The following is a 23038-nucleotide window of genomic DNA, read 5'->3' on the forward strand; positions in this document are numbered from 1 at the left end:
CGGAGCCCGAGCCCGCCGCAGCAGCCGCCGCCGAACCCCCGCCCTCCGCGCCCGCCCCGGAGCCCGCATCCACGCCGGAGCCGGTCACGCCGTCCGCTCCCCGCCACGCCGCCCCCGTCGCCGAGCCGACGCCCGGCGCCGAGCGCGACCTGCCGATCGAGCCGACACCATCCGCCGAGCCCGCGCAGACCGCCGACCCCGCGACCGACGACTACGTCCCCGTCATCGGCCGCATCCCGATCCTGTCGCTCACCCCGCAGATCGAGGACGACCTCTGGCCCGCCAAGAGCTTCGTCCACGACGTGGTGCCGTTCGGCGCGACGATCTTCCGCGAGGGCCACGACCTCATCGGCGCCGACGTCCTCCTCACCGATCCCACCGGCGCGGAGACCTCGCACCGCATGTCGCTCGACGCCACGAAGCCCGGCCTCGACCGGTGGATCACGTCCGCACAGCTCGAGACCCAGGGCGTCTGGACCTGGCGCGTCAGCGCGTGGTCCGACGACTTCGGCACCTGGCTGCACAACGCCGAGATCAAGGTGCCCGCCGGCCTCGACGTCGACGTGATGCTCGCCCTGGGCGCGGAGGCGCTCGAGCGCGCGGCCGCCGACGGGACCCGGGACGCCGCCGACCGCGACGTGCTCCGCGCCGCCCTGGCCGGCATCTCCGACGCCGACGCGGCGCCCGACGCGCGCCTCGCCGCGGCCACGACCCCCGAGGTCCTCGCCGCCATCGACCGCGTCCCGCTCCGCAGCCTCGTCACGCTCTCCCCGGAGCGCACGATCGTCGTGGAGCGCGAGCGCGCAGCCGTCGGATCCTGGTACGAGTTCTTCCCGCGCTCGGAGGGCGCCGTCGAGCACGAGGACGGCTCCTGGACGAGCGGCACGTTCGCGACCGCCGCCCGCCGCCTCCCCGCGATCCGCGACATGGGCTTCGACGTCGTCTACATCCCGCCGGTGCACCCCATCGGCCGCACCAACCGCAAGGGCCCGAACAACACGCTCACCGCCGGCCCGCACGACCCGGGCTCGCCCTACGGCATCGGCTCCGAGGACGGCGGCCACGACAGCATCCACCCCGAGCTCGGCACCGCGGACGACTTCCGCGAGTTCGTCCGCGCGGTCGCCGACCACGGCATGGAGCTCGCGATCGACATCGCGCTGCAGGCCTCGCCCGACCACCCCTGGGTCACGACGCACCCGGAGCTGTTCACGACGCTGCCCGACGGGTCCATCGCCTTCGCGGAGAACCCGCCGAAGAAGTACCAGGACATCTACCCGCTGAACTTCGACAACGACCCCGAAGGGTCGTACCGCGAGATGCTCCGCGTCATGCGGGTGTGGCTGGGCCTCGGCGTCAAGATCTTCCGCGTCGACAACCCGCACACCAAGCCGCTCGTGTTCTGGGAGCGCCTCATCCACCAGGTCATGCGCGACGAGCCCGACGCGATCTTCCTCAGCGAGGCGTTCACGCGCCCGGCGATGATGCGGACGCTGGCCAAGATCGGCTTCCAGCAGTCGTACACGTACTTCACGTGGCGCAACACGAAGCAGGAGCTCGAGGAGTACCTCACCGAGGTCAGCCACGAGACGAGCGACTACCTCCGCCCGAACTTCTTCGCCAACACGCACGACATCCTCACGCCCTACCTGCAGTTCGGCGGGCGTGCCGCCTACCGGATCCGCGCCGCGATCGCCGCGACCGCCTCGCCCTCCTGGGGCATCTACTCGGGCTACGAGCTGATCGAGAACGTCGCGCGCCCCGGCGCCGAGGAGAACATCGACAACGAGAAGTACGAGTACAAGCCGCGCGACTGGGCGCGCCAGGAGGAGCTCGGCGGATCCATCGCGCCGGAGATCACGCGCCTCAACGAGATCCGCCGCCAGCACCCCGCGCTCCGCCAGCTCCGCAACCTCGACGTGCACTGGAGCGACGACGACTCGATCCTCGTCTATTCCAAGCACCTCGCCGCCGAGCACACCGGCACCGGCGAGGCCGACACGATCCTCGTGGTCGCGAACGTCGACCCGCACTCCGCGCGCGAGACCCAGGTCCACCTGGATCCCACGCGCTGGGGCCTCGCCGAGGACGCCGTGTTCGAGGTCGAGGACCTCCTCACGGGCGACGTCTACACGTGGTCCACCTCCAACTTCGTCCGGCTCGACGCGTTCACGCACCCCGTGCACGTGCTCCGGGTCACCCCGACCGCATCGAAGGGATGACGGACATGACAGACACCACCCCCCAGCAGGACCCCCGGGACCCCCGGGACGAGCTCCCCGGCGCCGACGTCGTCGTGCCGCCGGCCGCCGACGCCGACATCGAGCAGGGTGCCGACGTGAGCGTGCCCCCGGCCGACGACAGCGCAGCCGAGGAGGCACCCGCCTCCGCCGACCCCGTCCGCCTCCCCGAGGTCGCCGACCACGACCTGCGCGCCGTCGCCGAGGGCGTCCACTCCGGACCGCACTCGGTCCTCGGCCAGCACCCCGTGGCGATCGACGGCGTCTCCGACGACCTCGTGGTCGTCCGCGCGCTGCGACCCCTGGCGGAGGCGGTCTCGGTGATCCTCTCCACGGGCGCCCGCGTCGCGCTCGCCCACGTCGGCCACGGCGTCTGGCAGGGCGCGCACGTGCTCGGCCTCCAGGACTACCAGGTCGAGGCGCGCTACTCCGACGGCGGCACCTGGACCGCCGAGGACCCGTACCGCTTCCTCCCCACCGTGGGCGACCTCGACCTCTACCTGTTCGGCGAGGGCCGCCACGAGCGCCTCTGGGACGTCCTCGGCGCCCACCACCGCGAGCACTGGGGCGTCGCGCAGACGTACGTCGGCGTCTCCTTCTCCGTCTGGGCGCCGCACGCCCGGGCCGTCCGCGTCATCGGCTCGTTCAACGGGTGGGACGGCGTTCAGCACGCGATGCGCCGCCTCGACGGCAACGGCGTCTGGGAGCTCTTCGTCCCGGGCGTCGAGCCCGGCGTCTCGTACAAGTTCGAGATCCTCACGCAGGCCGGCGAGTGGATCGAGAAGGCCGACCCCATGGCCCGCATGACCGAGGTCCCGCCGGCCACCGCCTCGCGCGTCGAGACGAGCGACTACCAGTGGGACGACGACGCCTGGCTCGAGGAGCGGGCCGCGCGCGACCCGCACGACTCCCCCATGAGTGTCTACGAGATGCACCTCGGATCCTGGCGCCCCGGCCTCGGCTACCGCGAGGTCGCCGGCGAGCTCGTCGCCTACCTGCAGGAGCTGCGGTACACCCACGTCGAGTTCCTGCCGCTCGCCGAGCACCCGTTCGGCGGATCCTGGGGCTACCAGGTGTCCGGCTACTACGCGCCCACCTCGCGCTTCGGATCCCCCGACGACCTCAAGCACCTCATCGACTCGCTGCACCGCGCCGGCATCGGCGTCATCGTGGACTGGGTCCCCGCCCACTTCCCCAAGGACGCCTTCGCGCTCGCGCAGTTCGACGGCCAGCCGCTCTACGAGCACACGGATCCGCGCCGCGGCGAGCAGCAGGACTGGGGCACGCTCGTCTTCGACTTCGGCCACTCGCAGGTCCGCGACTTCCTCGTCGCTAACGCGCTGTACTGGTTCGAGGAGTTCCACATCGACGGCCTCCGGGTCGACGCCGTGGCCTCGATGCTGTACCTCGACTACTCGCGCGAGGAGGGCCAGTGGCTCCCCAACGTGCACGGCGGCCGCGAGAACCTGGAGGCGATCAGCTTCCTGCAGGAGGTCAACGCCACCGCGTACCGCACGCACCCCGGCATCGTGATGATCGCCGAGGAGTCCACGAGCTTCCCCGGCGTCACGCGCCCCACGAGCGACGGCGGCCTCGGCTTCGGGCTCAAGTGGAACATGGGCTGGATGCACGACACCCTCGACTACGCGGCCGAGGACCCGATGTACCGCTCGTACCACCACGGGCAGATCACGTTCTCGATGGTCTACGCGTACACGGAGAACTTCCTCCTCCCCATCAGCCACGACGAGGTCGTGCACGGGAAAGGCTCGCTCGTCGGCAAGATGCCGGGCGACCATTGGCAGAAGCTCGCCAACGTGCGCGCCTACCTCAGCTTCATGTGGTCGCACCCCGGCAAGCAGCTGCTGTTCATGGGCCAGGAGTTCGGGCAGGTGTCCGAGTGGAGCGAGGAGCGCGGACTCGACTGGTGGATCCTCGACCAGCCCCTCCACCGCGCCCTGTTCGACCTCGTCGGGTCGCTCAACCGCACGTACGTCGACACGCCCGCGCTCTGGGCGCTCGACAACGACCCGGCCGGCTTCGAATGGATCGACGCGGGCGACGCCGGGCGCAACGTGCTCGCGTTCCTCCGTCGCGACCGCGAGGGGAACCAGGTCGCCGTCGTGCACAACTTCTCCGGTGCGCCGATCTCGGGCTACCGGCTGGGGCTGCCGCAGGCGGGCGTGTGGGAGGAGATCCTCAACACGGACGCCGAGCAGTTCGGCGGATCCGGCGTGGGCAACCTCGGCGCCGTGCACGCGGGCGAGGAGGGCTGGCACGGTCGACCCGCGTCGGCCGAGCTGACGCTGCCGCCGCTCGCGGGCCTGTGGCTCCGGCTGAAGCAGGATCCGGCCGATCTCCGCCCCGTCGAGGCCCCGGCGCAGGCGGCACCCGACGCGGACGAGACGCGCGCCGATGGCACGCCGTTCGCCGAGGCCACGGCCGCGCCCGTGCTCCCGCAGTCGCCCGACGCGCAGCCGCCCGTCGAGGGCCTGTCCGCGACGGATGACGCTCCCGGCTCCGACGACGGCGCCCCGCGGGTGCCCACCGTCTGATCCCGTCCGACCCGACGACGACGGCGCCGCATCCCCGAGGGGGTGCGGCGCCGTCGTCGTCCGTGGGGACGCGCGTCAGTAGAGGAGGCGCGTGAGCTGGCGGCGGGCTACCCCGACCCGCGGGTCCTCGAGGCCGACGACCTCGAAGTGCTCGAGGAGGCGCTGGCGGATGGCGTCGCGACCGGCGGCGTCCGCCGACGGGAACAGCTCGAGGAGGCGCGTGAACGCGTCCTCCACGTGCCCGCCGGAGAGGTCGAGGTCGGCGACGAGCAGCTGCGCGTCCACGTCGTCGGGCCCGGACGCGGCACCGGCGCGGATCTCGTCCGCCGCCTTCCCGTCGAGACGCTCGAGGAGGCTCACCTGGGCCAGGCCGGCCACGGCGAGGGCGTCGCGGGGGTTCTGCGCGATGGCCGTGCGGTACTCGGCGGCGGCGGACGCGTAGTCGCCCTGCTCGATGAAGGCGTACGCCTCCGCGTGGTGCGGCGGCAGCGGCTCCTCCACCGGGGCGGCGGGAGCGGCAGTTGCGTCGGGCGCCACGGCCTGGCCGGTCACGCCGTTCTGCTGCGCCAGCTCCAGCACCTGCTGGATGACGTCGCGCACCTGGTCCTCTGGGATCACGCCCGCGAACAGGCCGACGGGGCGTCCGCCGATGAGCGCCGCGACCGTGGGGACGGTCTGCGCCTGGAAGGCCTGGCCGAGCTGCGGGCTCTGGTCCACGTCGATGCGCACGAGGAGCACGCGCCCGCCCTGCTCGGTCACCACGCGCTCGAGCACGGGCGACAGCTCGCGGCTGGAGGCGAGGCCCGTCGAGACGAGCTCGACGATGACGGGCACCACGGACGAGATGTCGAGGAACTGCGTGAAGGACGCGTCGTCGGCCGCGAGCACGAGGCCAGGGACGTCGACCGTCTGCGGGGCACCGGCCGCGCTACCCGGTGCGGCGGGCGCACCCGGCGCACCCGAGGCGGCCGGCGCTCCTGCGGGCGCGGCCGGGGACTGCGCCCGGTTCACGAGCGAGGACAGGTCGACCGCGCCACGGAGGCTGGCGGCGGAGGGGGGCACGTTCGTCATGGGAGCTCCTTGGCCGAGGTGATGTGGGTGCTGGAGGCGTACAGGCGGATCTTCTCGCCCGAGTTCACGGGCGGCACGTACATGAGCATCTGCGCCGTGCGGACGGTGTCGAAGCCCTTCGCCGAGTCGGTGAGCCCGGTGATCGCCTGGACCTCCGGGTTCGCGTTGATCTTCGCGCCCTCCGCGGTGGGCTTCGCGACGATGCCGAGCTGCACGGTGACGCTCACGAGCGCACCCGACTCGACCGTCGACATCGCGACGGGCGTGGCGGAGTCGGCAGCGGCCGTGAACTCGACGGAGCCGGTCTCGCCGATCGACGCCGTGAAGTCGACCTTGCGCTTGGCGTCCTGCGCCCGCACGCCGTCGTCCGCCGGGTCGAACAGGTCGGCGTACTGGCTGGCGTCGCCCTTGTTGAGCACGTCCGCGTAGGCCGCGGAGAGCTGATCCGGCTGCACGGCCAGGAGCTTCACGTCCGCAGCGAGCCGCGCCGCGCCGATGGCGGCAGGCGCGACGTCGGGCAGCGCCGCGGTGGTGGAGATGGGCATCGCGTACAGCACCCGGTAGTTCTCGCGCGGGCTGTCCTGCACGAGCGTCAGGGAGAGCGTGGGCGCGTCCTCCGTGTCGGGGTCCTTGACGACCGCCGCGACGGTGCGCGGCCAGGTCAGCGTCGCCTGCGGCAGCGTCAGCTGCAGGTCGCCCGCGGGGATCGCGGGGACGGCGGCGATGTCGGGCTTGGCCTTGCGCACCTGGTAGTCCGAGGTGCGCTCCTGCAGCGCCGGGCCGGCGAACCGGGGCGCCAGGGTCGCGGCGTCGAGGGACTGGTCCGCGGCGGTCGCGACCTCGGAGACGCGGGACACGATGCGCTCGGCCTGGTCCTGGGTGACGACAGGCGGATCCGCGTCCTCCGCCTCCCGGGCCGCGTCGAGCGATGAGGTGGGGGTGGGCGTCGCGGTGGATCCCACGCCCGCGGCGAGGTCGGCCGGCGCGCCCTGCGCGGTGCACCCGCTGAGCGCGAGGCCGGTGACGACGAGGACGGGCAGCGCGATGCGGCTGCGACGCCCGCGTCCCCGGGGCGCCACGGGTGCGGCCCCCGTGCCTGCGGTGAGCGCCGCACGACGGGCGGCCGGGCCGATGCGCGGGATGCGCGGGCCGCCGCGCGGCGGGAGGTTGCGGCGGGGCCCCCGGCTGCGGCGCAGGTGGCGGAGCGCCAGGAGGTAGAGGACGAGCCCGACGACGAGCAGGACGATGCCGCCGATCACGAGCGGGACGACCCAGGGAGACTCGCCCTCGGACGGCCACGAGAGCTCGACGTCAGCCGGTGCCGCCGCCTGGCCGTCGGTGGCGAGGATGAGGCTCACGTCGTCCGGGAGCCGGGTGCTGAGCGACACCTCGCCCTGTCCGGTCTGCTCGGAGAGCCAGAGGTCGGATCCGCGCGGATCGGTGACCGTCGGCGTCGCCGCGGCGGTGCCCGACGCGTCGGTGCCGGAGGACCCGGCGGTGGGGCTCGGCGTCGTCGCCTCGGGCTCGACGACCTGGCTCGTCAGCGCGCCCTCGTCGTCCATCGCGATGCGCGTGTACGGGCTGCTGCCCACCCACGCCTCGACGTCGGACGTGGGGCCGTAGGCCGCGAAGACCTCGCCGTCGCCGCGGACCACCGTGTCCTGCAGGCCGGGGTGCGCGTTGAGCGTCTTCCCGTCGACGACCGTGTACGCGGCGCCGTCGGCGGAGGACGTGGCCGCGGTGATGCGGTCGGGCCCTGCCAGGAAGGTGTGCTGGGCGATCCCCAGCCCGATCATGAGGGCGGCGACCACGAAGGTCGCGATCGCCAGGACGAATCGCACGGGTGTCTCCTCTCGTGTCGTCGCGGGCGGCGGCCGCATGCGCGGCGGTCGGGATGCCGACCGAGGCGGCCGATGAGCACGTGTGCTCTCGCGACGGACCCGCCGTGCTCCGGCGGACCGGCGGCGGACGACGACATCGAAGGATACCGGACGACCCTGGGAGCGCCTGCCCGGGCGGCCGCGCACCCCGGGAGACGGGCCGGGTCGCCGGATGCCGACTCGGTAGGATCGGCACCTGCTGCGCCCCGCCCGGCGTGCGCGAGCCGCCCGCGAAGGAGTCTCCCCGTGCCCCACGACGACACGCCGTTCAGCCCTGCCATGCGCGGCTACAACCGCGACGAGGTCGACCGGGCCGTCGCCGACCTGCGCCGCGAGCTCATCCGCTCGAACCAGCAGGGCGCGGAGCTCCGTGCCGAGGCCGACCGCCTCCGCCGCAGCGAGCAGGAGCTGCGCGACGAGCTGGAGGAGGTGGGCAGCCCCACCTTCGCCGGGCTCGGCAGTCGCCTGGAGGCGACCCTCCGCGTCGCCGAGGAGCAGTCGACGCGCCTGGTCGCGCAGGCGGACGTGGACGCCGCACGGCTCCGCCGCGCCACGCAGGAGGAGACGGACGCGCAGCGCGCCGAGGCCGAGGCGACCGCCCGCCACCTGGTGGACTCCGCGCGGGCGCAGGCCGCGCAGATCCTCGACGCCGCGCGCCGCGAGGCGGACGACCTGCACGAGCGCGCGGACGACCGCGCGGAGGGACTCCGCAGCGACGCCGAGCGCGAGGCGGCGGCTCTCCTCCTCCGCACGCGCACCGAGGTGGCCGACCTCCGTTCCACCGCGGAGCGCGAGACCGACGCCCAGCGCGCGGAGGCGGCGCGCGAGGTCGCGGAGCTCCGCGCCCGCGTCGACCGCGAGACCGACGAGGCCCGTCGCGACGCCGCCGACCTCGCCCGCGAGACCGTCCTGGCCCGCGGCGCGCTCGAGCGCGAGCTCGCCGACGCGCGCGCGCGGCACGACGAGACCGTCGCGGAGGAGCGCGCCGACCTCGACCGCGACGCGCGGGAGACCGAGGAGCGCCTGCGGCTCGACGAGGAGACGCGGCGCATCGCCCTCGCCCAGCTCGAGGAGCAGACGCGCGCCGACCTCGACCGCGAGATCGAGCAGGCGCGCACCGACTGGGACCGTGAGCTGCAGGCGTCGCGCGACGACTTCGATCGCCGGATCCACGCGGAGCGCACCGCGTTCGACCGCGACGTGGAGGAGACCCGCGCCGCTCTCGAGCGGGAGATCGCCGAGACGCGCGAGGCGCTGGAGCTCGAGGTGGCGAGCGCACGGGCCGACCTCGCGCGCGACGTCGACGAGGCCCGCACCGACCTCGCCCGCGACATCGCCCAGGGCACCGAGCGCCTGGAGCGCGAGACCCGGGCGACGCGCGAGCAGCTCGAGCTCGAGGCCGTCACCGCCCGCGCCGCCCTCGAGCGGGAGATCGCCCAGGCCGAGGCCCTGGAGGCCGACCGTCGGGAGGCCGAGCGCCTCCGCCTCGAGCGGGAGGCCGCCGAGGCCCGGCGCGAGATCCAGGCCGAGGCCGACGAGGCGCGCCTGATGCTCAGCCGCGAGATCGAGCAGGGCCACCTCGACCTCGACGCCGAGATCACCGCGCGCCGCGACCACGACGCCCGCGACGCCGCCGAGCGCCAGCGCGAGGCCGCCGAGCGCACCGCCGAATACCTCGGCGAGGCGGAGGCGCGGCTGCAGGAGGTGACGGCGCTGCTCTCCTCCACGCGCGAGGAGGCGGAGACGCTCGCGAAGGAGAGCCGCGACGCCGCCCGCACGGTGCGGGACGACGCCGACCACGACGCGCGCGCCGCCATCGCCGACGCGGAGCGCCGCGCGCGCGCGACCGTGGCCGACGCGGAGCGCCGTGCGCGCGAGACCGTGGCCGACGCGGAGGAGCGGCTCGACCGCATTAGGATCGAGCGCGAGGCGGTGGCCGCGTACCTCGAGAACGTCCGCGGCGTGCTGACCCAGGCGGACGACGCCTCCTCCGACGACGACGAATCCCGCACCGCGCGCTGATCGCGCGCCGACTCGGAGCACACGACGTGAAGATCCAGAACCCCTACCGCCTCGGCCTCCTGGCGGGCCTCGGCGTGCTCACCGCGCTCGTCATCGGCGGGGCGCTCGTGTCGCTCGGCACCGTCCTCACCTACGTGGGCACGGCCATCTTCCTGGCCCTCGGCATCGACCCGCTCGTCACGTTCCTCGAGCGCAAGGGCGTGCCCCGCCCGGTCGCGATCCTCGTGATCTTCCTGGCGCTGCTCGGCTCGCTCGCCGGCGTGCTGCTGGCGGTCATCCCCGTCGTCGTGAACCAGGCGAGCGCCCTCGTCACGCAGATCGTGCAGTACGCGCAGAGCGTCAGCGGCGACCAGTTCATCGAGAACCTGCAGTCGTTCGTGCCGCGCGAGGTCTTCGACGTGCAGACCGGGGCGGACCAGCTGGTCCAGTACCTCTCCAACGCCTCGAACGTCGCGACCATCACGGGCAACGTCCTCACGGTCGCCTTCACGATCGGCAACTTCCTCTTCGGCCTGGTCATCGTCGTGATCCTGACGATGTACTTCACGGCCTCGCTCAACTCGTTCAAGAGCGGCCTCTACAAGCTGGTGCCGGCCACGCGCCGCGCCCGCTTCGCCGACATCGCCGAGCAGATCACGCAGTCCGTCGGCCGCTACGTCATGGGCCAGGTCGGCCTCGCGCTCTGCAACGGCGTTCTCAGCTTCGTCTACCTCAGCATCGTCGGAGCGGCCCTGCCCGCGGTGTGGGCGTTCATCGCGTTCCTGTTCTCGCTGCTGCCCCTCGTAGGCACGATCACCGGCTCGGCGCTCATCGTGCTCGGCCAGATCGTGCTGCTGCCGGAGTCGATGAACACGTGGATCGCCGTGGCCGTCTACTACCTCGTCTACATGCAGATCGAGGCGTACGTGCTGAGCCCCAACATCATGAACCGCGCGGTCAAGGTGCCGGGCGTCGTGGTGGTGATCGCGGCGCTCACGGGCGGCACCCTCCTCGGCGTGCTCGGGGCGCTCATCGCGGTGCCGGTGGCTGCCGCGGTGCTGCTGATCATCCGCCAGGTCGCGGTCCCGCTGCAGAACGAGCGCTGACCGCGTCGCGCGGGTTCAGCGCGCGGCCGGCCACTCGGTCGGCAGCGGCAGCGCCTCAGGGGCGACCGTCCGCACGATCTCGGTGAGCACGCGCGACACCTGCGACTCCCCCACCCACAGGTGCTTGGCGCCGTCCACGGCGATCAGCTCCGCCTCCGGCACCGACGCGAAGCGCTCGCGCGCCTCGGCGGGCCGCAGGAAGTCGTCGTGCTCGGGCACGAGGATCACGAGGCGGCGGGGATCCCCGTGCCACGCGGCCACCTCGTCGGCGCTCGCGCGGTGCAGCGGGGGCGACAGCAGGATGGCGCCCTCGACGGGGTGCTCGCGGCCGTGCTTCAGCGCGATCTCCGTGCCGAACGACCAGCCGACGATCCACGGGGCGGGGAGGCCCCGCGCCGCGACGAGGTCCATGGCTGCCGCCAGGTCGAGCCGCTCCGCGTCCCCGCCGTCGAAGGCGCCCTCGCTCGTGCCCCGGGCCGACGTCGTGCCGCGCGTGTTGAAGCGCAGCACCGCCAGCCCGGCCATCGCGGGCAGGCGCAGCGCGGCCTTGCGGAGCACGTGCGAGTCCATGAAGCCGCCCGCCGTGGGCAGCGGGTGCAGCGTCACGAGCGTCGCCACAGGATCCCGGTCGGCGGGCAGCGCCAGCTCCCCCACGAGCCGCAGGCCGTCGGCGGTGACGAGCTCGACGTCCTCGCGACGCGCGGGCAGCTCGGTGGAGCTCGTGATCGGGCGGGGGGCGGTGTCCGTCATGAGACCTTCCAGCAGTGGGTGTGCCAGTGGCGACGGGCGGCGAGGTCGCTCTGCTCGCCCATCATGCCGTCGGCGCGCCAGGCCACCACGTGCGCGTGGCCGGGCTCGATGTCGAGGGTGCAACCCGGGCAGCGGTAGAGCTTGAGGGCCCGCGCGGCGGACACGGGCTGCACGTTCCAGACGCGGCCCCGTCGGGTCTCGGTGTGCTGGGAGCCGCTGAGGAGGCGCGTGAGCACGTCCTCGTCCTCCTCCTCCCGCGCGCGTCTCCCCCGGGGTCGATTGCTGCGCGGCATGATCCGATCCTAGGCGGCCGCGCTCGCGGGTCCGCTCAGCCGGCGTCCGCCTGGCGGCCGAGGCGCGCCTCCTCCTGGTCGAGCATGCGCTGGGCGCGAGCGAGCACGCGCGACGGATGCTCCCCCGTGCCGCGCGCCTCGAGCAGCGCGGCGCGCTCGGCGTCGAGGACGTGACGCCGCAGCAGCAGGTACGCGGCGCGCGGGCTGAGGGGCGCGTCGTCGTCCGCCGCCATGGCGTCCGCGCGCTCGGTCACCCACTCGGCCTTCAGCGCCGTGTCGCGGCGCACGCGCTCGACGACGTCGTCGTCCACGAGGGTCCCCTCGGGCAGCTGGCGGACGCCCTCGTCGACGGCGCGGATCCCCGCCTCGGCCAGCTCGGAGACGAGCCCCGCGAGCTGGCGCTGGTCCTCGACGGCGTCGCTGCCGCGGATCCCGCTCAGCCGGATCACGGCGGGGAGCGTGCCGCCGTTGACCAGCAGCGAGACGATCGCGACCGTGAAGGCGATCAGCACGAGCTGCGCGCGGTACGGCGTCCCCGACGGCAGCGACTGCGCGGCCGCGAGCGTCACCACGCCCCGCATGCCCGCCCAGCCGAGCACGAGGCCGCCGCGCCATCCGAGCCCGTGCGAGCGGAGGGCCTGCAGGTCGGCGCGACGACGGCGGAGGATCCGCGTGGCCGCCCGCTCCCGACGCGAGGGCCGGTCGTCGCCCCGTTCCCGCCGGAGTCGCTCGAGGCCGCGCCGCACCCGGCGCGTGCGCGCCGCGACGTGCTCCTCGTGGCGCCGGAGTCCGAGCAGCAGCGGCACCAGGAACCCGAAGCGGATGAGGGTCAGGACGACCAGCGTGAGGACCCCGTACGCCACCGCCCTGCCGACCCCGAGGTCGGCCTCCTGCACCTCGTCGAGGATGTCGCGGAGCTCCAGCCCCATCACGAGGAAGACGCCGTTCTCCAGGAGGAACAGCACGGTCCGCCAGTTGAGCCGCTCGTTGATGCGCGACTGCGCCGACAGCGTCGACGCGCTCCGGTGGCCCGACCAGATCCCGGCGGCCACCACCGCGAGCACGCCGGAGGCCCCGACCTCCTCCGCGGGGATGAAGGCGACGAACGGCACGGCGAAGGAGATCGCGGTGTCGAGGACCGGGTCGTCGAGCCGTCGCCGCACCTCGGTGGTGATGATGCCGACGGCGATCCCGATGGCCAGGGCGCCCACCGCGGAGAGCACGAAGCCGCCGGCGGCCTGCCACAGGTCGACGGATGCGCCGACCGCGGCGATCGAGGTGCGCAGCAGCACGAGGGCCGTCGCGTCGTTGACGAGGCCCTCCCCCTCGAGCACGGTCACGAGCCGGGGCGGGAGGCCGAGCCGACGGGCGATGCTCGTGGCGGCCACCGCGTCGGGCGGGCTGACCACGGCGCCGAGGGCCAGGGCGCTGGCGAAGGAGAGGTCGGGGAAGAGCGCGTAGAGCAGCAGGCCGATCCCGAAGGCGGACACGAGCACCAGGACGACCGAGAGGCTGACGATCGTGCGGAGGTTGCGCCGGAAGTCCACGAGCGGCACCGTCACCGCCGCGCCGTAGAGCAGCGGCGGGAGGACGCCGGCGAGGATCAGCTCAGGCGGCACCTCCACAGGGGGCACGCCCGGCAGGTACGAGATGCCGACGCCCACGAGCACGAGCACCAGCGGGGTGGCCACGCCGATGCGACGCGCCACGAGCGTGACGGCCACCAGGATCGCGATCCCGACGACACCGAGAGCCGCGTAGTCCATGACCCGAGGCTAGCCGGGCGACGTGTCCGCGCCGCGCGCCTCAGCGCGGGGTCGCGGACGCGGCGTCGTCAATACCAGTTCTTGAGGACGCTGTGCGCCTTCGCACCGCACGGCGAGCCGTAGCGCGAGTCGATGTAGCCGAGGCCCCACGTGATCTGCGTGGCCGGGTTCGTCTGCCAGTCGGCGCCCGCGGACGCCATCTTGCTGCCGGGCAGGGCCTGCGGGATGCCGTACGCACCGCTGGGGTTGTAGGCGCTCACCCGCCACCCGGACTCCTTGGTCCAGAGGTAGTCGAGGCACGCGTACTGGTCGTCGCCCATGCCCTGCGAGGCGAGGATGCTGCGGGCGATGCCCTTGGCGCTGCCAGGGTCGGGGATCGCGATGGCACCTCCACCGGCGGAGCCGGACGACTTCGCACCGGAACCGGAGCCGACACCGGATCCGGTCGACGGGGCGGGGGTCTCGACGGGCGGCGGGGGCGGCGGGGCGGCCACGGACTCGAAGCCGGGCTCGATCTCCACCGCCGTGTCGGCCGAGGGCACCGCGAGCGTCTGTGCGTCCGCACGGGCCAGCTGCGCGACGGTCGCCTGGTACTCCTGGTACTGGGGGTTCGCGACCGCGCCGGACGTGGGATCCACGACGTTGACAAGCATGAACGCCGCAGCTGCGCCGAAGGCGATGGTGGGGGCGGCCACGCGCGAGAACGCGGAGCGCCGTCGCGGAACGGGCCTCGGCGCGGTGGTGAGCGGCTGGCGAGGTGCGAGATCGTTCGTGTGTCTACCCATGGCTCCGCATGACTTTACCCAACCGTTACCCGGATGGCGACTCCCGGACCGGATCGGGGGCGTCCTGCCAGGCGGATCGGATGAGGAGGAGCTCCCGGTTCCTCAGCGGACGGCGTTCATGACGTCGATGACCGCGTCCAGCAGCAGGTCGACCTGCGCCTCCCGGTACCCGCCGCGGCGCGGGTGGAACGCCACCGTCCGGACGTCGTCCACGCTCATGGGCTTGGTGCCGCGGAAGTACTTCGCGATGCGGTCCGCGAAGCGGTCGACCTCGCGCCGGTCGTACCCGGTGGTCAGGAACCCCGCCCGGTCGAACCGCTCCCCCGTCGGCCGGCTGACCCGGTCGAGGATCTCCTGGGCCGCGCGACGCGCCTCCGCGTTCCACGCGTCGGCACCCACCCGGGCGATGGTGCGGTCGCGCTCCCGGACGGCGAAGGCGTCCTCCAGGCGCTCGAGCACGCGGTCGACGGCGGCGGCCGAGTAGCCCCCGCGGCGCATGTCGAAGGACACCCGCCGGATCGTCTCGGACGTCAGCGACCGGTCGGCCTCGTCGTCGTAGCAGCGGCGCGCGTCGCGCAGGAAGGCATTGACCTGGTCCGGGTCGTAGCCGCGCTCGCGGCGCCCGGCGCTCGGGAAGGTGGTGGTCATCCGGGACATCCTACGAGGAAGCGCCCGTGACGATGAGGAACAGCGCATAGGCCACCGCGGCGGAGGGCAGGACCGAGTCGAGGCGGTCGAGGAACCCTCCGTGGCCCGGCAGCCAGGAGCTGATGTCCTTCACGCCGAGGTCGCGCTTGATGAGCGACTCGGCCAGGTCGCCCAGGGTCGCGGTCACCACGATCACGAGGCCGAGCACCACGCCGAACCACCACTCCTGCTGGATCATGAACAGCGAGAGCAAGATCCCGGCGAGCACCGCGGCGACGACCGCGCCGGCGAATCCCTCCCATGTCTTCTTCGGGCTGATCGTCGGCGCCATGGGGTGCTTGCCGAAGTTGAGCCCGGCGACGTAGGCGCCCGTGTCGCAGCACACCACGAGGATGAGGAACGCCAGGGTCCACCACTCGCCACCGTCGCCCGCGGTGAGCAGCACGGCGAACGAGCCGAGGAGCCCCACGTAGGCGAGCAGGAAGACGCTCGAGCCGATGTCGCCCACGACGGCGCGCGCGGACGTCCGCCGGGCGGGCACCGCCTGCTCCACCACACGCCAGAGCGCGACGAAGGCCATGGCCCCGACGAGCCCCAGCCACTGCCCGTCCGGCCTGCCGTAGTAGGTGATCGGCACGAGCGCGACGACGGCGATCACCGAGCCGACGCGCGGCACGCGACGACCCGCCTGGCGCAGCGCCGTGGCGAGCTCGTACGCGGTGAAGGCCACGAGCGCAATGCCGATGAGCAGGAACAGCTGCTTCTCGACGACGAGGCTCGCCAGGACGACCCCGCCGAGGAGGAGGCCCACGCTCACCGCGAATAGCAGGTTGCGACCCGTGCGGGCGTTGATGCGGGCGTTCGTCGCCTCGATGGACGCGCGCGTCGCGCGCACCTGGGCCGTCAGGTCGGCGCGGGTCGCCTGCACCTGCGCCTCGAACTCGGCGCGCGTCACGCGGCCGCGGTGCCGACGGATCCGCGGAGCGCCGTCGGGGCCCGAGGCGGGCGGCACGATGGGCGCCCGCTCGACGGGATCCTCGGGGCTGGCCACCTAGACCTCGAGGAGTTCGGTCTCTTTGCGCTTCAGCGCGTCGTCGACCTGGTCGGTGTGCGTCTTGGTGAGGGCCTCGAGCTCCTTCTCGACGCGCGCGACCTCGTCGTCGCCGACCTCGCCCTTGAGCGCGTCCAGCTCGTCCTTGGACCGGCGGCGGATGTTGCGGACGCTCACGCGCCCCTCCTCCGCCTTGCCGCGGACGATCTTGACGAACTCCTTGCGGCGGTCCTCGGTGAGCTCGGGGAGAGTGAAGCGCACCATCTCGCCGTCGTTGCCGACCGTCGCGCTGAGGTTGGGGACGTTGACGAGGGCCTTCTCGATCTCCTTGAGGGCCGTCTTGTCGTAGGGCGTGACGATGAGCGTGCGCGCCTCGGGGTTGTTCATGCTCGCGAGCTGGCCGAGGGGCGTGGGGCTGCCGTAGTACTCGACCATGACCTTCTGGAAGAGGGCGGGGTTGGCGCGGCCCGTGCGCACGCTCCCGAAGTCCTCCTTCACGGCCTCGACGGCCTTGCCCATCCGGTCTCGGGCATCTGCGAGGACTTCGGCGACGGTCACGGGATCTCCTTCGGTAGTGCGGGCGCGGCAGGCGCCCGGTCGATCTTAACGCGGATGGAGAGGCGCTCCGACCGCGACGCGGCCCGACGGGGGCGTCGGCGGAGCGCCGGTCGTCAGTTGGAGACGATGGTGCCGATGCGCTCGCCCCGGATGGCCCGGGTGACGTTGCCGCCGGGCTCCATGCCGAAGACGACCATCTTCATGTCGTTGTCCATGCAGAGGCTGAACGCGGTCGAGTCGACGACCTTGAGGCCGCGCTGGAGGGCGTCCTGGTAGGTGACGGTGTCGAGGAGCGTGGCGGTCGAGTCCGTGCGGGGATCCCCCGTGTAGACGCCGTCGACGCCGTTCTTGGCGACGAGGACCTCGGTGGCCGAGATCTCGAGGGCGCGCTGCGCGGCCACCGTGTCGGTGGAGAAGTACGGCAGCCCGGCGCCGGCGCCGAAGATCACGATGCGGCCCTTCTCGAGGTGGCGCACGGCACGGCGCGGGATGTACGGCTCGGCGACCTGGGTCATGGAGATGGCCGACTGGACGCGTGTGGCGGCGCCGGCCTGCTCGAGGAAGTCCTGCAGCGCGAGGGCGTTCATCACGGTGCCGAGCATGCCCATGTAGTCCGCGCGACCGCGGTCCATGCCGCGCTGCGAGAGCTGCGCGCCGCGGAAGAAGTTGCCTCCGCCGACGACGATGGCGACCTCGACGGTCTTCGCCGCTTCGGCGATCTCGCGGGCCAGCGCGCTGACGACGTCCGGGTCGACGCCCATCTGGCCGCCGCCGAAGGACTCCCCGGAGAGCTTGAGGAGGACGCGGCGGGTGGTGGTCTGATCGGTCATAGGTGCTGTTCCCGTCCTCGCGTTCCGGTCGCCGGATCCGGCCCCGGTCCAATGTACTGTGCCGCCCGGCGGGGGCGGGGGCGCCTCGCGGCCGCTCTCCCCGGACATGGAGAAGGGAGCCCGGGTCGCATGCGACCCGGGCTCCCCGTGGTGGTGGTGCTAGGCGCCGACCTTGAAGCGGGCGAAGCCCGTGACCGTGAGGCCCGCGGCCTCGACGACCTTCTTGACCGACTGCTTGTTGTCCTTCGCGTAGTCCTGCTCGAGGAGCGCGACCTGCTTGAAGAACCCGGTGAGGCGACCCTCGATGATCTTCGGCAGGGCGGCCTCGGGCTTGCCCTCGTTGCGGGAGATCTCGGTGACGATCGCGCGCTCGGCCTCGACCTTGTCCGCCGGGACGTCCTCGCGGGCGAGGTACTCCGGGTTGGCGAACGCGATGTGCTGGGCGATGCTGCGCGCGGTCTCCGCGTCGGTGCCGCTGTAGTCGACGACGACGCCGACCTGGGGCGGGAGGTCCTTCGACGTGCGGTGGAGGTAGATCTCCTGGTGCTCGCCGGCGAGGCGGGCGACGCGACGGAGCGCGATCTTCTCGCCGAGGATCGCGGCCCGGTCGCTGATCAGCTGGTCTACGGTCTGCTCGCCGGCGGGGGCCTGGAGGGCCTCCTCGACGGTGGACGCGCCGGCCGCGACGACGGCGGCCAGGACGGACTCGGACAGCGCGATGAACTTGTCGTTCTTCGCGACGAAGTCGGTCTCGCACGCGAGCTCGATGAGGGTGGCGGCGCCGTCCTGCTCGGACGCGGCGACGAGGCCCTCGGCGGTGGAGCGGTCGCCGCGCTTGGCATTGCCCTTCTGGCCCTTGAGGCGGAGGATCTCGATGGCCTTCTCGATGTCGCCGTCGGCCTCGACCAGCGCGTTCTTGCTGTCCATCATGCCGGCGCCGAGGCGGTCGCGCAGCTCCTTGACGTCAGCGGCAGTGAAGTTCGCCATGCTCATGGACTCCTTCTGTAGGTGATGATCCGGGGGTCTCCCGGAGGTGAGTGCCCGACGGGCGGGCGCGGAACCCGCGCCCGCCCGACGGGATGGTGCGTGTGGTCGGACTACTCGGAGACCGGACCGGTCGTAGCAGGCGCTGCCTCGGCCTCGGTCGCCTCGGCCTCGATCTTCGCCTCGGTGGCGTCGTCGGACTCGGGAGCGTGCACGGGGGCGGGGACCTCGTCATCGGACTTCGCCTCGTTCTTGGCGGAGACCTCGGCGTCGACGTCGTTCTCCTCGACGGGCAGCGCGGCCTTGGCCGCATCGCCCTGCTCGAGCAGCTCGCGCTCCCAGTCGGCCAGCGGCTCGGCGGGGGCGGAGCCCTCGGCGTCGGGCTTCTGGTGGCGCTGGATGAGGCCCTCGGCGGCGGCGTCGGCGATGATGCGCGTCAGCAGCGCGACGGAGCGGATCGCGTCGTCGTTGCCCGGGATCGGGTACTGGACCTCGTCCGGGTCGCAGTTGGTGTCGAGGATGCCGATGACGGGGATGCCGAGCTTGCGCGCCTCGTCGATGGCGAGGTGCTCCTTCTTGGTGTCCACGACCCACATCGCCGACGGCGTCTTGGTGAGGTTGCGGATGCCGCCGAGGCTCTTCTCCAGCTTGTCGCGCTCGCGACGCTGGATGAGCAGCTCCTTCTTCGTGAAGCCGCGCGTCGTGTCGTCGAAGTCGACGAGGTCGAGCTCCTTGAGGCGGTTGAGGCGCTTGTGCACGGTCTGGAAGTTGGTCAGCAGACCACCCAGCCAGCGCTGGTTGACGTAGGGCTGGCCGACGCGCTGCGCCTGCTCGGCGATGGACTCCTGCGCCTGCTTCTTCGTGCCGACGAAGAGGATGGTGCCGCCGTGGGCGACCGTCTCCTTGACGAAGTCGTACGCCTTGTCGATGAGGGCCAGCGACTGCTGGAGGTCGATGATGTAGATGCCGGAGCGCTCGGTGAAGATGAAGCGCTTCATCTTCGGGTTCCAGCGCGTCTTCGGGTGACCGAAGTGGACGCCGCAGTCGAGCAGCTGGCGGATGGTGACGACGGCCATGGCCGTACTCCTGTTCCGGCGCGCGCTGTCGCGGCACGCCTCGTCGGTTCGCTCGGCGGTCGGGACGACCGCTGATCCTGGTGCCCAGCGCGCATCCGCTCCTTCGGCGACAGGGATCATCGCCATGAGGAGACCGAGTGGATGCGGCGGCCTGATGGGCACGCGTAGTCACCCGACCTGAATCGGGTGCTCGTCGATGCTACCACCCGCGGGGCGACCGACGGGGCGGTGCCTCGGGTCAGGAGCGCGCGGCGGCCTTGCGCTTCTTGGGCTTGTCGACGAAGAGCGTCTCCGCTTCCTCGAGCGACATGCCGTTCGTCTCCGGGATCTTCATGAGGACGAAGACGAAGGAGAGCGCGGCGAACGCCGCGTACATGCCGTACGTGAAGGGCAGCGAGAAGGCCGACAGCGCTGGGAACGACACGGTGATGGCGAAGTTCGCGATCCACTGGGCCATCGCGGCGACGCCGAGGGCCTTGGCGCGGATCCGGTTCGGGAAGATCTCGCCGAGCAGCACCCAGACGAGCGGGCCCCAGGAGGCGCCGAAGCCGATGACGAAGACGTTGGCCGCGATGATCGCGATGACGCCGAAGGGCTGCGGCAGAGCGACCTCGCCGTCGACGGTCGAGGACTGGCTGAAGCAGATCGCCATCACGGCGAGGGAGACGGCCATGGCGAGCGAGCCGGACAGGAGGATGGGGCGGCGGCCGATGCGGTCGACGAGCGCGATGGCGATGAACGTGACGGCGACGTTCGTGACCGCCGTGATGACCGAGGTGGTGAGCGACTGCGACTCGTCGAAGCCGACGGCCTGCCAGAGGGTCGTGGAGTAGTAGAAGATCACGTTGATGCCGACGAACTGCTGGAACACGGACAGGATGATGCCGATCCAGACGATGCCCTGCAGGCCCAGCTTGCTGCCGCGGAGTGTGCCCGTGCGCTTCGCGACGCGATCCTCCTCGATCTGGCGCTCGAGGTCCCGGCTCGCGCGGTCGATGTCCTCCTGCTTCCACACGCTCGCGAGGATCGCCTGGGCCTCGTCCTTGCGGCCCTTCTCGACCAGGAAGCGCGGGGACTCGGGCAGGCGGTAGGCGAGGAAGCCGTAGATCACGGCCGGGATGGCGCAGACGAGGAGCATCCAGCGCCAGGCCTCGAGCCCGAGCCAGAAGTCCTCCGACGCGCCGCCCGCGGCTCCCGCGAAGACGGCGTCCGAGAGGAGCGCGGTGAAGATGCCGAGCGTGATGGCGAGCTGCTGCAGCGACGCGAGGCGGCCGCGGAGGAGCTTGGGCGAGATCTCCGCGATGTACGCGGGGGCGACGACGGAGGCGATGCCGATGCCGAGGCCGCCGACGATGCGCCAGATGGTGAGGTCCCAGACGCTGAACGCGTACCCGGATCCGAAGGCGCTGATGAAGAAGAAGCCGGCGCCGATGATCATCGTCCAGCGGCGGCCGATGCGGTCGGCGATGCGGCCCGCGAGGTAGGCGCCGAGCGCGCAGCCGAGGAGCGCGCTGGCGACCGCGAAGCCGATGAGCGTCTCGCTGAGCTGGAAGCGGCCCTGGATGGCGGAGACCGCGCCGTTGATCACGGAGGAGTCGAACCCGAAGAGGAAGCCCCCCACCGCGGCCGAGACGGCCAGGCCTATCGCGCGTCGCTGGAGCTTCTTGTCATCCCGGGGGGTCGTCGTCTCGTTCACAGGGGACCACTCTGCCACTTCTCCGACGGGGCGGTCACCCGGCGGGCAACCGACGCCGCAGGGGGCATGATTCCGCCGACCGGGGGCCGGGACGCGTCCGCCGGGGAGGGAGGGCGCATGCGCGGCAGGGGCGGACAGCGGACGGCGGCTGGGGTGGCGCTCGCGGTGGGGGTCACGGTCGGGCTGCTCTTCGGCGTCGCGACGCCGGGGGTCCCGGAACGGGCGTCGGCGGATGCGTCGTCCGCCTCGGCGTCCGTGCCCGCGACCCCGCGGTGGCGATGGCCGGTGGATCCGCCCCACACGGTCACGCGGCCGTTCCAGGCGCCGACCACGACGTACGGACCCGGTCACCGCGGCATCGACATCGCGGTCGACCCCGGCGCCGAGGTCCGCGCTCCGGCGGACGGGACCGTCTCCTTCGCCGGCGTGGTCGTCGACCGCCCGGTCGTGAGCATCCGGCACGCGGACGGGCTCGTGTCCTCCGTCGAGCCGGTCGTGCCGCTGGTCGCCGCGGGCGACTCCGTCGTCGCCGGGCAGGTCATCGGCACGCTCGCGGAGTCACCCCGCCACGAGCGGGACGGCGGGCTGCACCTCGGGGCGCGCCTGCACGGCGAGTACGTGGATCCGGCCCTGCTGCTGGCCGCCCTGCAGCACGCGGTGCTGCTGCCGCTGGATCCGTGACGACCGGTCGAGGCCCGAGCGCAGCCGTGACGACGGACGTGAGCTCTGGCCGGCTCGCCCCCTCCTCCGACGCGCGGGGTCAGGCGCGCGGGTGGGCGCCCTCGTAGCTGCGCCGCAGCCGCTCGATCGAGACGTGCGTGTAGATCTGCGTCGTCCCGAGGCTCGCGTGGCCGAGCATCTCCTGCACAGTGCGGAGGTCCGCTCCCCCGTCGAGGAGGTGCGTCGCCGCCGTGTGCCGGAGGGCGTGCGGCCCCTGCGGTCCTGACCCGGGGATGTCCGCCAGCAGCGAGGCGACGAGGCCGTAGACCGCGCGGGATCCCAGCCGCCCTCCGCGCGCGCCGAGGAACAGCGCCGTCCCGGTCCGCGGGGTGACGAGCGCCGGACGACCGCGAGTGACGTAGGCGTCGAGCGCCTCCGCGGCGGGGACGCCGAACGGCACGACCCGCTCGCGATCGCCCTTGCCGACCACGCGGACGGTGAGGCGGGACGCGTCGACGTCGCCGAGGTCGAGGCCCGTCAGCTCGGAGACCCGGAGGGCGGACGCGTAGAGCAGCTCGATGGCGGCGAGGTCCCGCAGCGCGGCGGGGTCGTCGTCCGCCGCCTGTGCGGCGAGATCGGCGAGCAGGGCCGACATCTGCTCGCGCGCCAGCACCCGCGGGAGGTGCGATCCCGCCCGCGGCGCCTTGAGCCGGACGGCGGGGTCGGCGTCGACGCGGCCCGTGCGCAGCAGCCACGCTCCGAATCCGCGCACGGCGGCCGAGCGCCTCGCCAGCGTCGCGGGGGCGAGCCGGGCCTGGGATCCCCGCCACAGCCAGTCGCGCAGCACGTCCAGATCGAGGCCGGCTGACGTCGTGACGCCCTGCCTCGCGGCATGCGCAGCGAGGTCGCGCAGGTCGGCGGAGTACGCCCGCACCGTGTGGGCCGCGCTCCCCCGCTCCCGGTCCATGGAGGTCGCGAACTCCGAGATGTCGGCCTCGAGCGGAGTCGCGGCAGGAGCACCGCGCTGAGGCTGTCCATGGTCGACCACGCCATCGACGTGTCCGCCGCCGACCTGATCCGTCTCCATC

At 72.8% G+C, this 23038-nt stretch carries 19 protein-coding genes; 5 read left to right on the forward strand and 14 right to left on the reverse strand.

What is annotated here, in order from left to right; translation table 11 throughout:
* On the forward strand, window positions 1–2222 hold a 2222-nt coding region (locus HDR73_RS15580; RefSeq protein WP_353734317.1), incomplete at its 5' end, for an alpha-1,4-glucan--maltose-1-phosphate maltosyltransferase.
* Complete coding sequence (gene glgB, locus HDR73_RS15585) at window positions 2219–4795, forward strand: 1,4-alpha-glucan branching protein GlgB (RefSeq protein ID WP_012298213.1); 2577 nt, start codon at window positions 2219–2221, stop codon at window positions 4793–4795. The genes HDR73_RS15580 and glgB, both read left to right, overlap by 4 nt.
* Window positions 4796–4870: 75 nt before the next feature.
* On the opposite strand, the gene HDR73_RS15590 is transcribed toward glgB, so the two are convergent.
* Both HDR73_RS15590 and HDR73_RS15595 read right to left on the reverse strand, forming a co-directional pair.
* Complete coding sequence (locus tag HDR73_RS15590; RefSeq protein ID WP_041464376.1) at window positions 4871–5866, reverse strand: tetratricopeptide repeat protein; 996 nt, start codon at window positions 5864–5866, stop codon at window positions 4871–4873.
* Entirely contained in the window at window positions 5863–7707 is a 1845-nt protein-coding gene (locus HDR73_RS15595; protein WP_012298211.1) for a DUF8094 domain-containing protein, read from the reverse strand. The genes HDR73_RS15590 and HDR73_RS15595 overlap by 4 nt, the downstream gene beginning before the upstream one ends.
* 285 nt (window positions 7708–7992) lie before the next feature.
* Here HDR73_RS15595 and HDR73_RS15600 point away from each other — a divergent pair, with 285 nt between their 5' ends.
* Together HDR73_RS15600 and HDR73_RS15605 are read left to right on the forward strand one after the other, a co-directional pair.
* Window positions 7993–9768, forward strand: coding sequence for a coiled-coil domain-containing protein (locus HDR73_RS15600; protein ID WP_012298210.1), 1776 nt, complete (start codon window positions 7993–7995; stop codon window positions 9766–9768).
* A 26-nt stretch (window positions 9769–9794) separates the two neighbouring features.
* On the forward strand, window positions 9795–10853 hold the full coding sequence (locus HDR73_RS15605; protein WP_012298209.1) for an AI-2E family transporter: 1059 nt from the start codon (window positions 9795–9797) through the stop codon (window positions 10851–10853).
* Window positions 10854–10868: 15 nt separating this feature from the next.
* On the opposite strand, the gene HDR73_RS15610 is transcribed toward HDR73_RS15605, so the two are convergent.
* From HDR73_RS15610 to HDR73_RS15660, 11 genes are all read right to left on the reverse strand, one after another.
* Window positions 10869–11603, reverse strand: coding sequence for an alpha/beta hydrolase (locus tag HDR73_RS15610; protein WP_012298208.1), 735 nt, complete (start codon window positions 11601–11603; stop codon window positions 10869–10871).
* Window positions 11600–11896, reverse strand: coding sequence for an Rv1322 family protein (locus HDR73_RS15615; RefSeq protein ID WP_012298207.1), 297 nt, complete (start codon window positions 11894–11896; stop codon window positions 11600–11602). Before HDR73_RS15615 ends, HDR73_RS15610 begins: the two co-directional genes overlap by 4 nt.
* A 35-nt stretch (window positions 11897–11931) precedes the next feature.
* Window positions 11932–13662: a cation:proton antiporter gene (locus tag HDR73_RS15620; protein WP_012298206.1), complete on the reverse strand. Its 1731-nt coding sequence runs from the start codon at window positions 13660–13662 to the stop codon at window positions 11932–11934.
* A 68-nt stretch (window positions 13663–13730) separates the two neighbouring features.
* Window positions 13731–14357, reverse strand: coding sequence for an aggregation-promoting factor C-terminal-like domain-containing protein (locus HDR73_RS15625; protein WP_012298205.1), 627 nt, complete (start codon window positions 14355–14357; stop codon window positions 13731–13733).
* A 192-nt stretch (window positions 14358–14549) separates the two neighbouring features.
* Window positions 14550–15095 carry a DivIVA domain-containing protein gene (locus tag HDR73_RS15630; RefSeq protein WP_041464374.1) on the reverse strand — a complete coding sequence of 182 codons (546 nt, stop codon included), beginning with the start codon at window positions 15093–15095 and terminating at the stop codon, window positions 14550–14552.
* Window positions 15096–15105: 10 nt separating this feature from the next.
* Window positions 15106–16146, reverse strand: coding sequence for a phosphatidate cytidylyltransferase (locus HDR73_RS15635; RefSeq protein ID WP_041464373.1), 1041 nt, complete (start codon window positions 16144–16146; stop codon window positions 15106–15108).
* The gene (gene frr / locus HDR73_RS15640; RefSeq protein WP_049791889.1) at window positions 16147–16665 is read right to left on the reverse strand and encodes a ribosome recycling factor; all 519 of its coding nucleotides are present in this window, start codon (window positions 16663–16665) and stop codon (window positions 16147–16149) included. It abuts the gene before it with no gap.
* Between the two features lie 152 nt (window positions 16666–16817).
* Complete coding sequence (pyrH, locus tag HDR73_RS15645) at window positions 16818–17534, reverse strand: UMP kinase (protein WP_012298201.1); 717 nt, start codon at window positions 17532–17534, stop codon at window positions 16818–16820.
* Between the two features lie 159 nt (window positions 17535–17693).
* Window positions 17694–18521 carry a translation elongation factor Ts gene (gene tsf, locus HDR73_RS15650; RefSeq protein WP_012298200.1) on the reverse strand — a complete coding sequence of 276 codons (828 nt, stop codon included), beginning with the start codon at window positions 18519–18521 and terminating at the stop codon, window positions 17694–17696.
* 110 nt (window positions 18522–18631) lie between these two features.
* Window positions 18632–19594, reverse strand: coding sequence for a 30S ribosomal protein S2 (gene rpsB, locus HDR73_RS15655; protein WP_012298199.1), 963 nt, complete (start codon window positions 19592–19594; stop codon window positions 18632–18634).
* Between the two features lie 238 nt (window positions 19595–19832).
* Window positions 19833–21290, reverse strand: a complete 1458-nt coding sequence (locus HDR73_RS15660) for a sugar porter family MFS transporter (protein WP_094146317.1) — start codon at window positions 21288–21290, stop codon at window positions 19833–19835.
* A 117-nt stretch (window positions 21291–21407) separates the two neighbouring features.
* Here HDR73_RS15660 and HDR73_RS15665 point away from each other — a divergent pair, with 117 nt between their 5' ends.
* A complete protein-coding gene (locus HDR73_RS15665) occupies window positions 21408–21971 on the forward strand; it encodes a murein hydrolase activator EnvC family protein (protein WP_012298197.1) in 564 nt (187 codons plus the stop codon).
* Window positions 21972–22050: 79 nt separating this feature from the next.
* Here the strand turns inward: HDR73_RS15665 and HDR73_RS15670 are convergent, their stop codons facing one another.
* Window positions 22051–23037 (reverse strand): tyrosine-type recombinase/integrase, encoded by a 987-nt coding sequence (locus HDR73_RS15670; protein WP_223842719.1) that lies wholly within the window; start codon window positions 23035–23037, stop codon window positions 22051–22053.
* Window position 23038: the final 1 nt, after the last annotated feature.

Origin of the sequence: Clavibacter sp. (assembly GCF_014802555.1) — a bacterium.
Classification (GTDB): Bacteria; Actinomycetota; Actinomycetes; order Actinomycetales; family Microbacteriaceae; genus Clavibacter; species Clavibacter sepedonicus.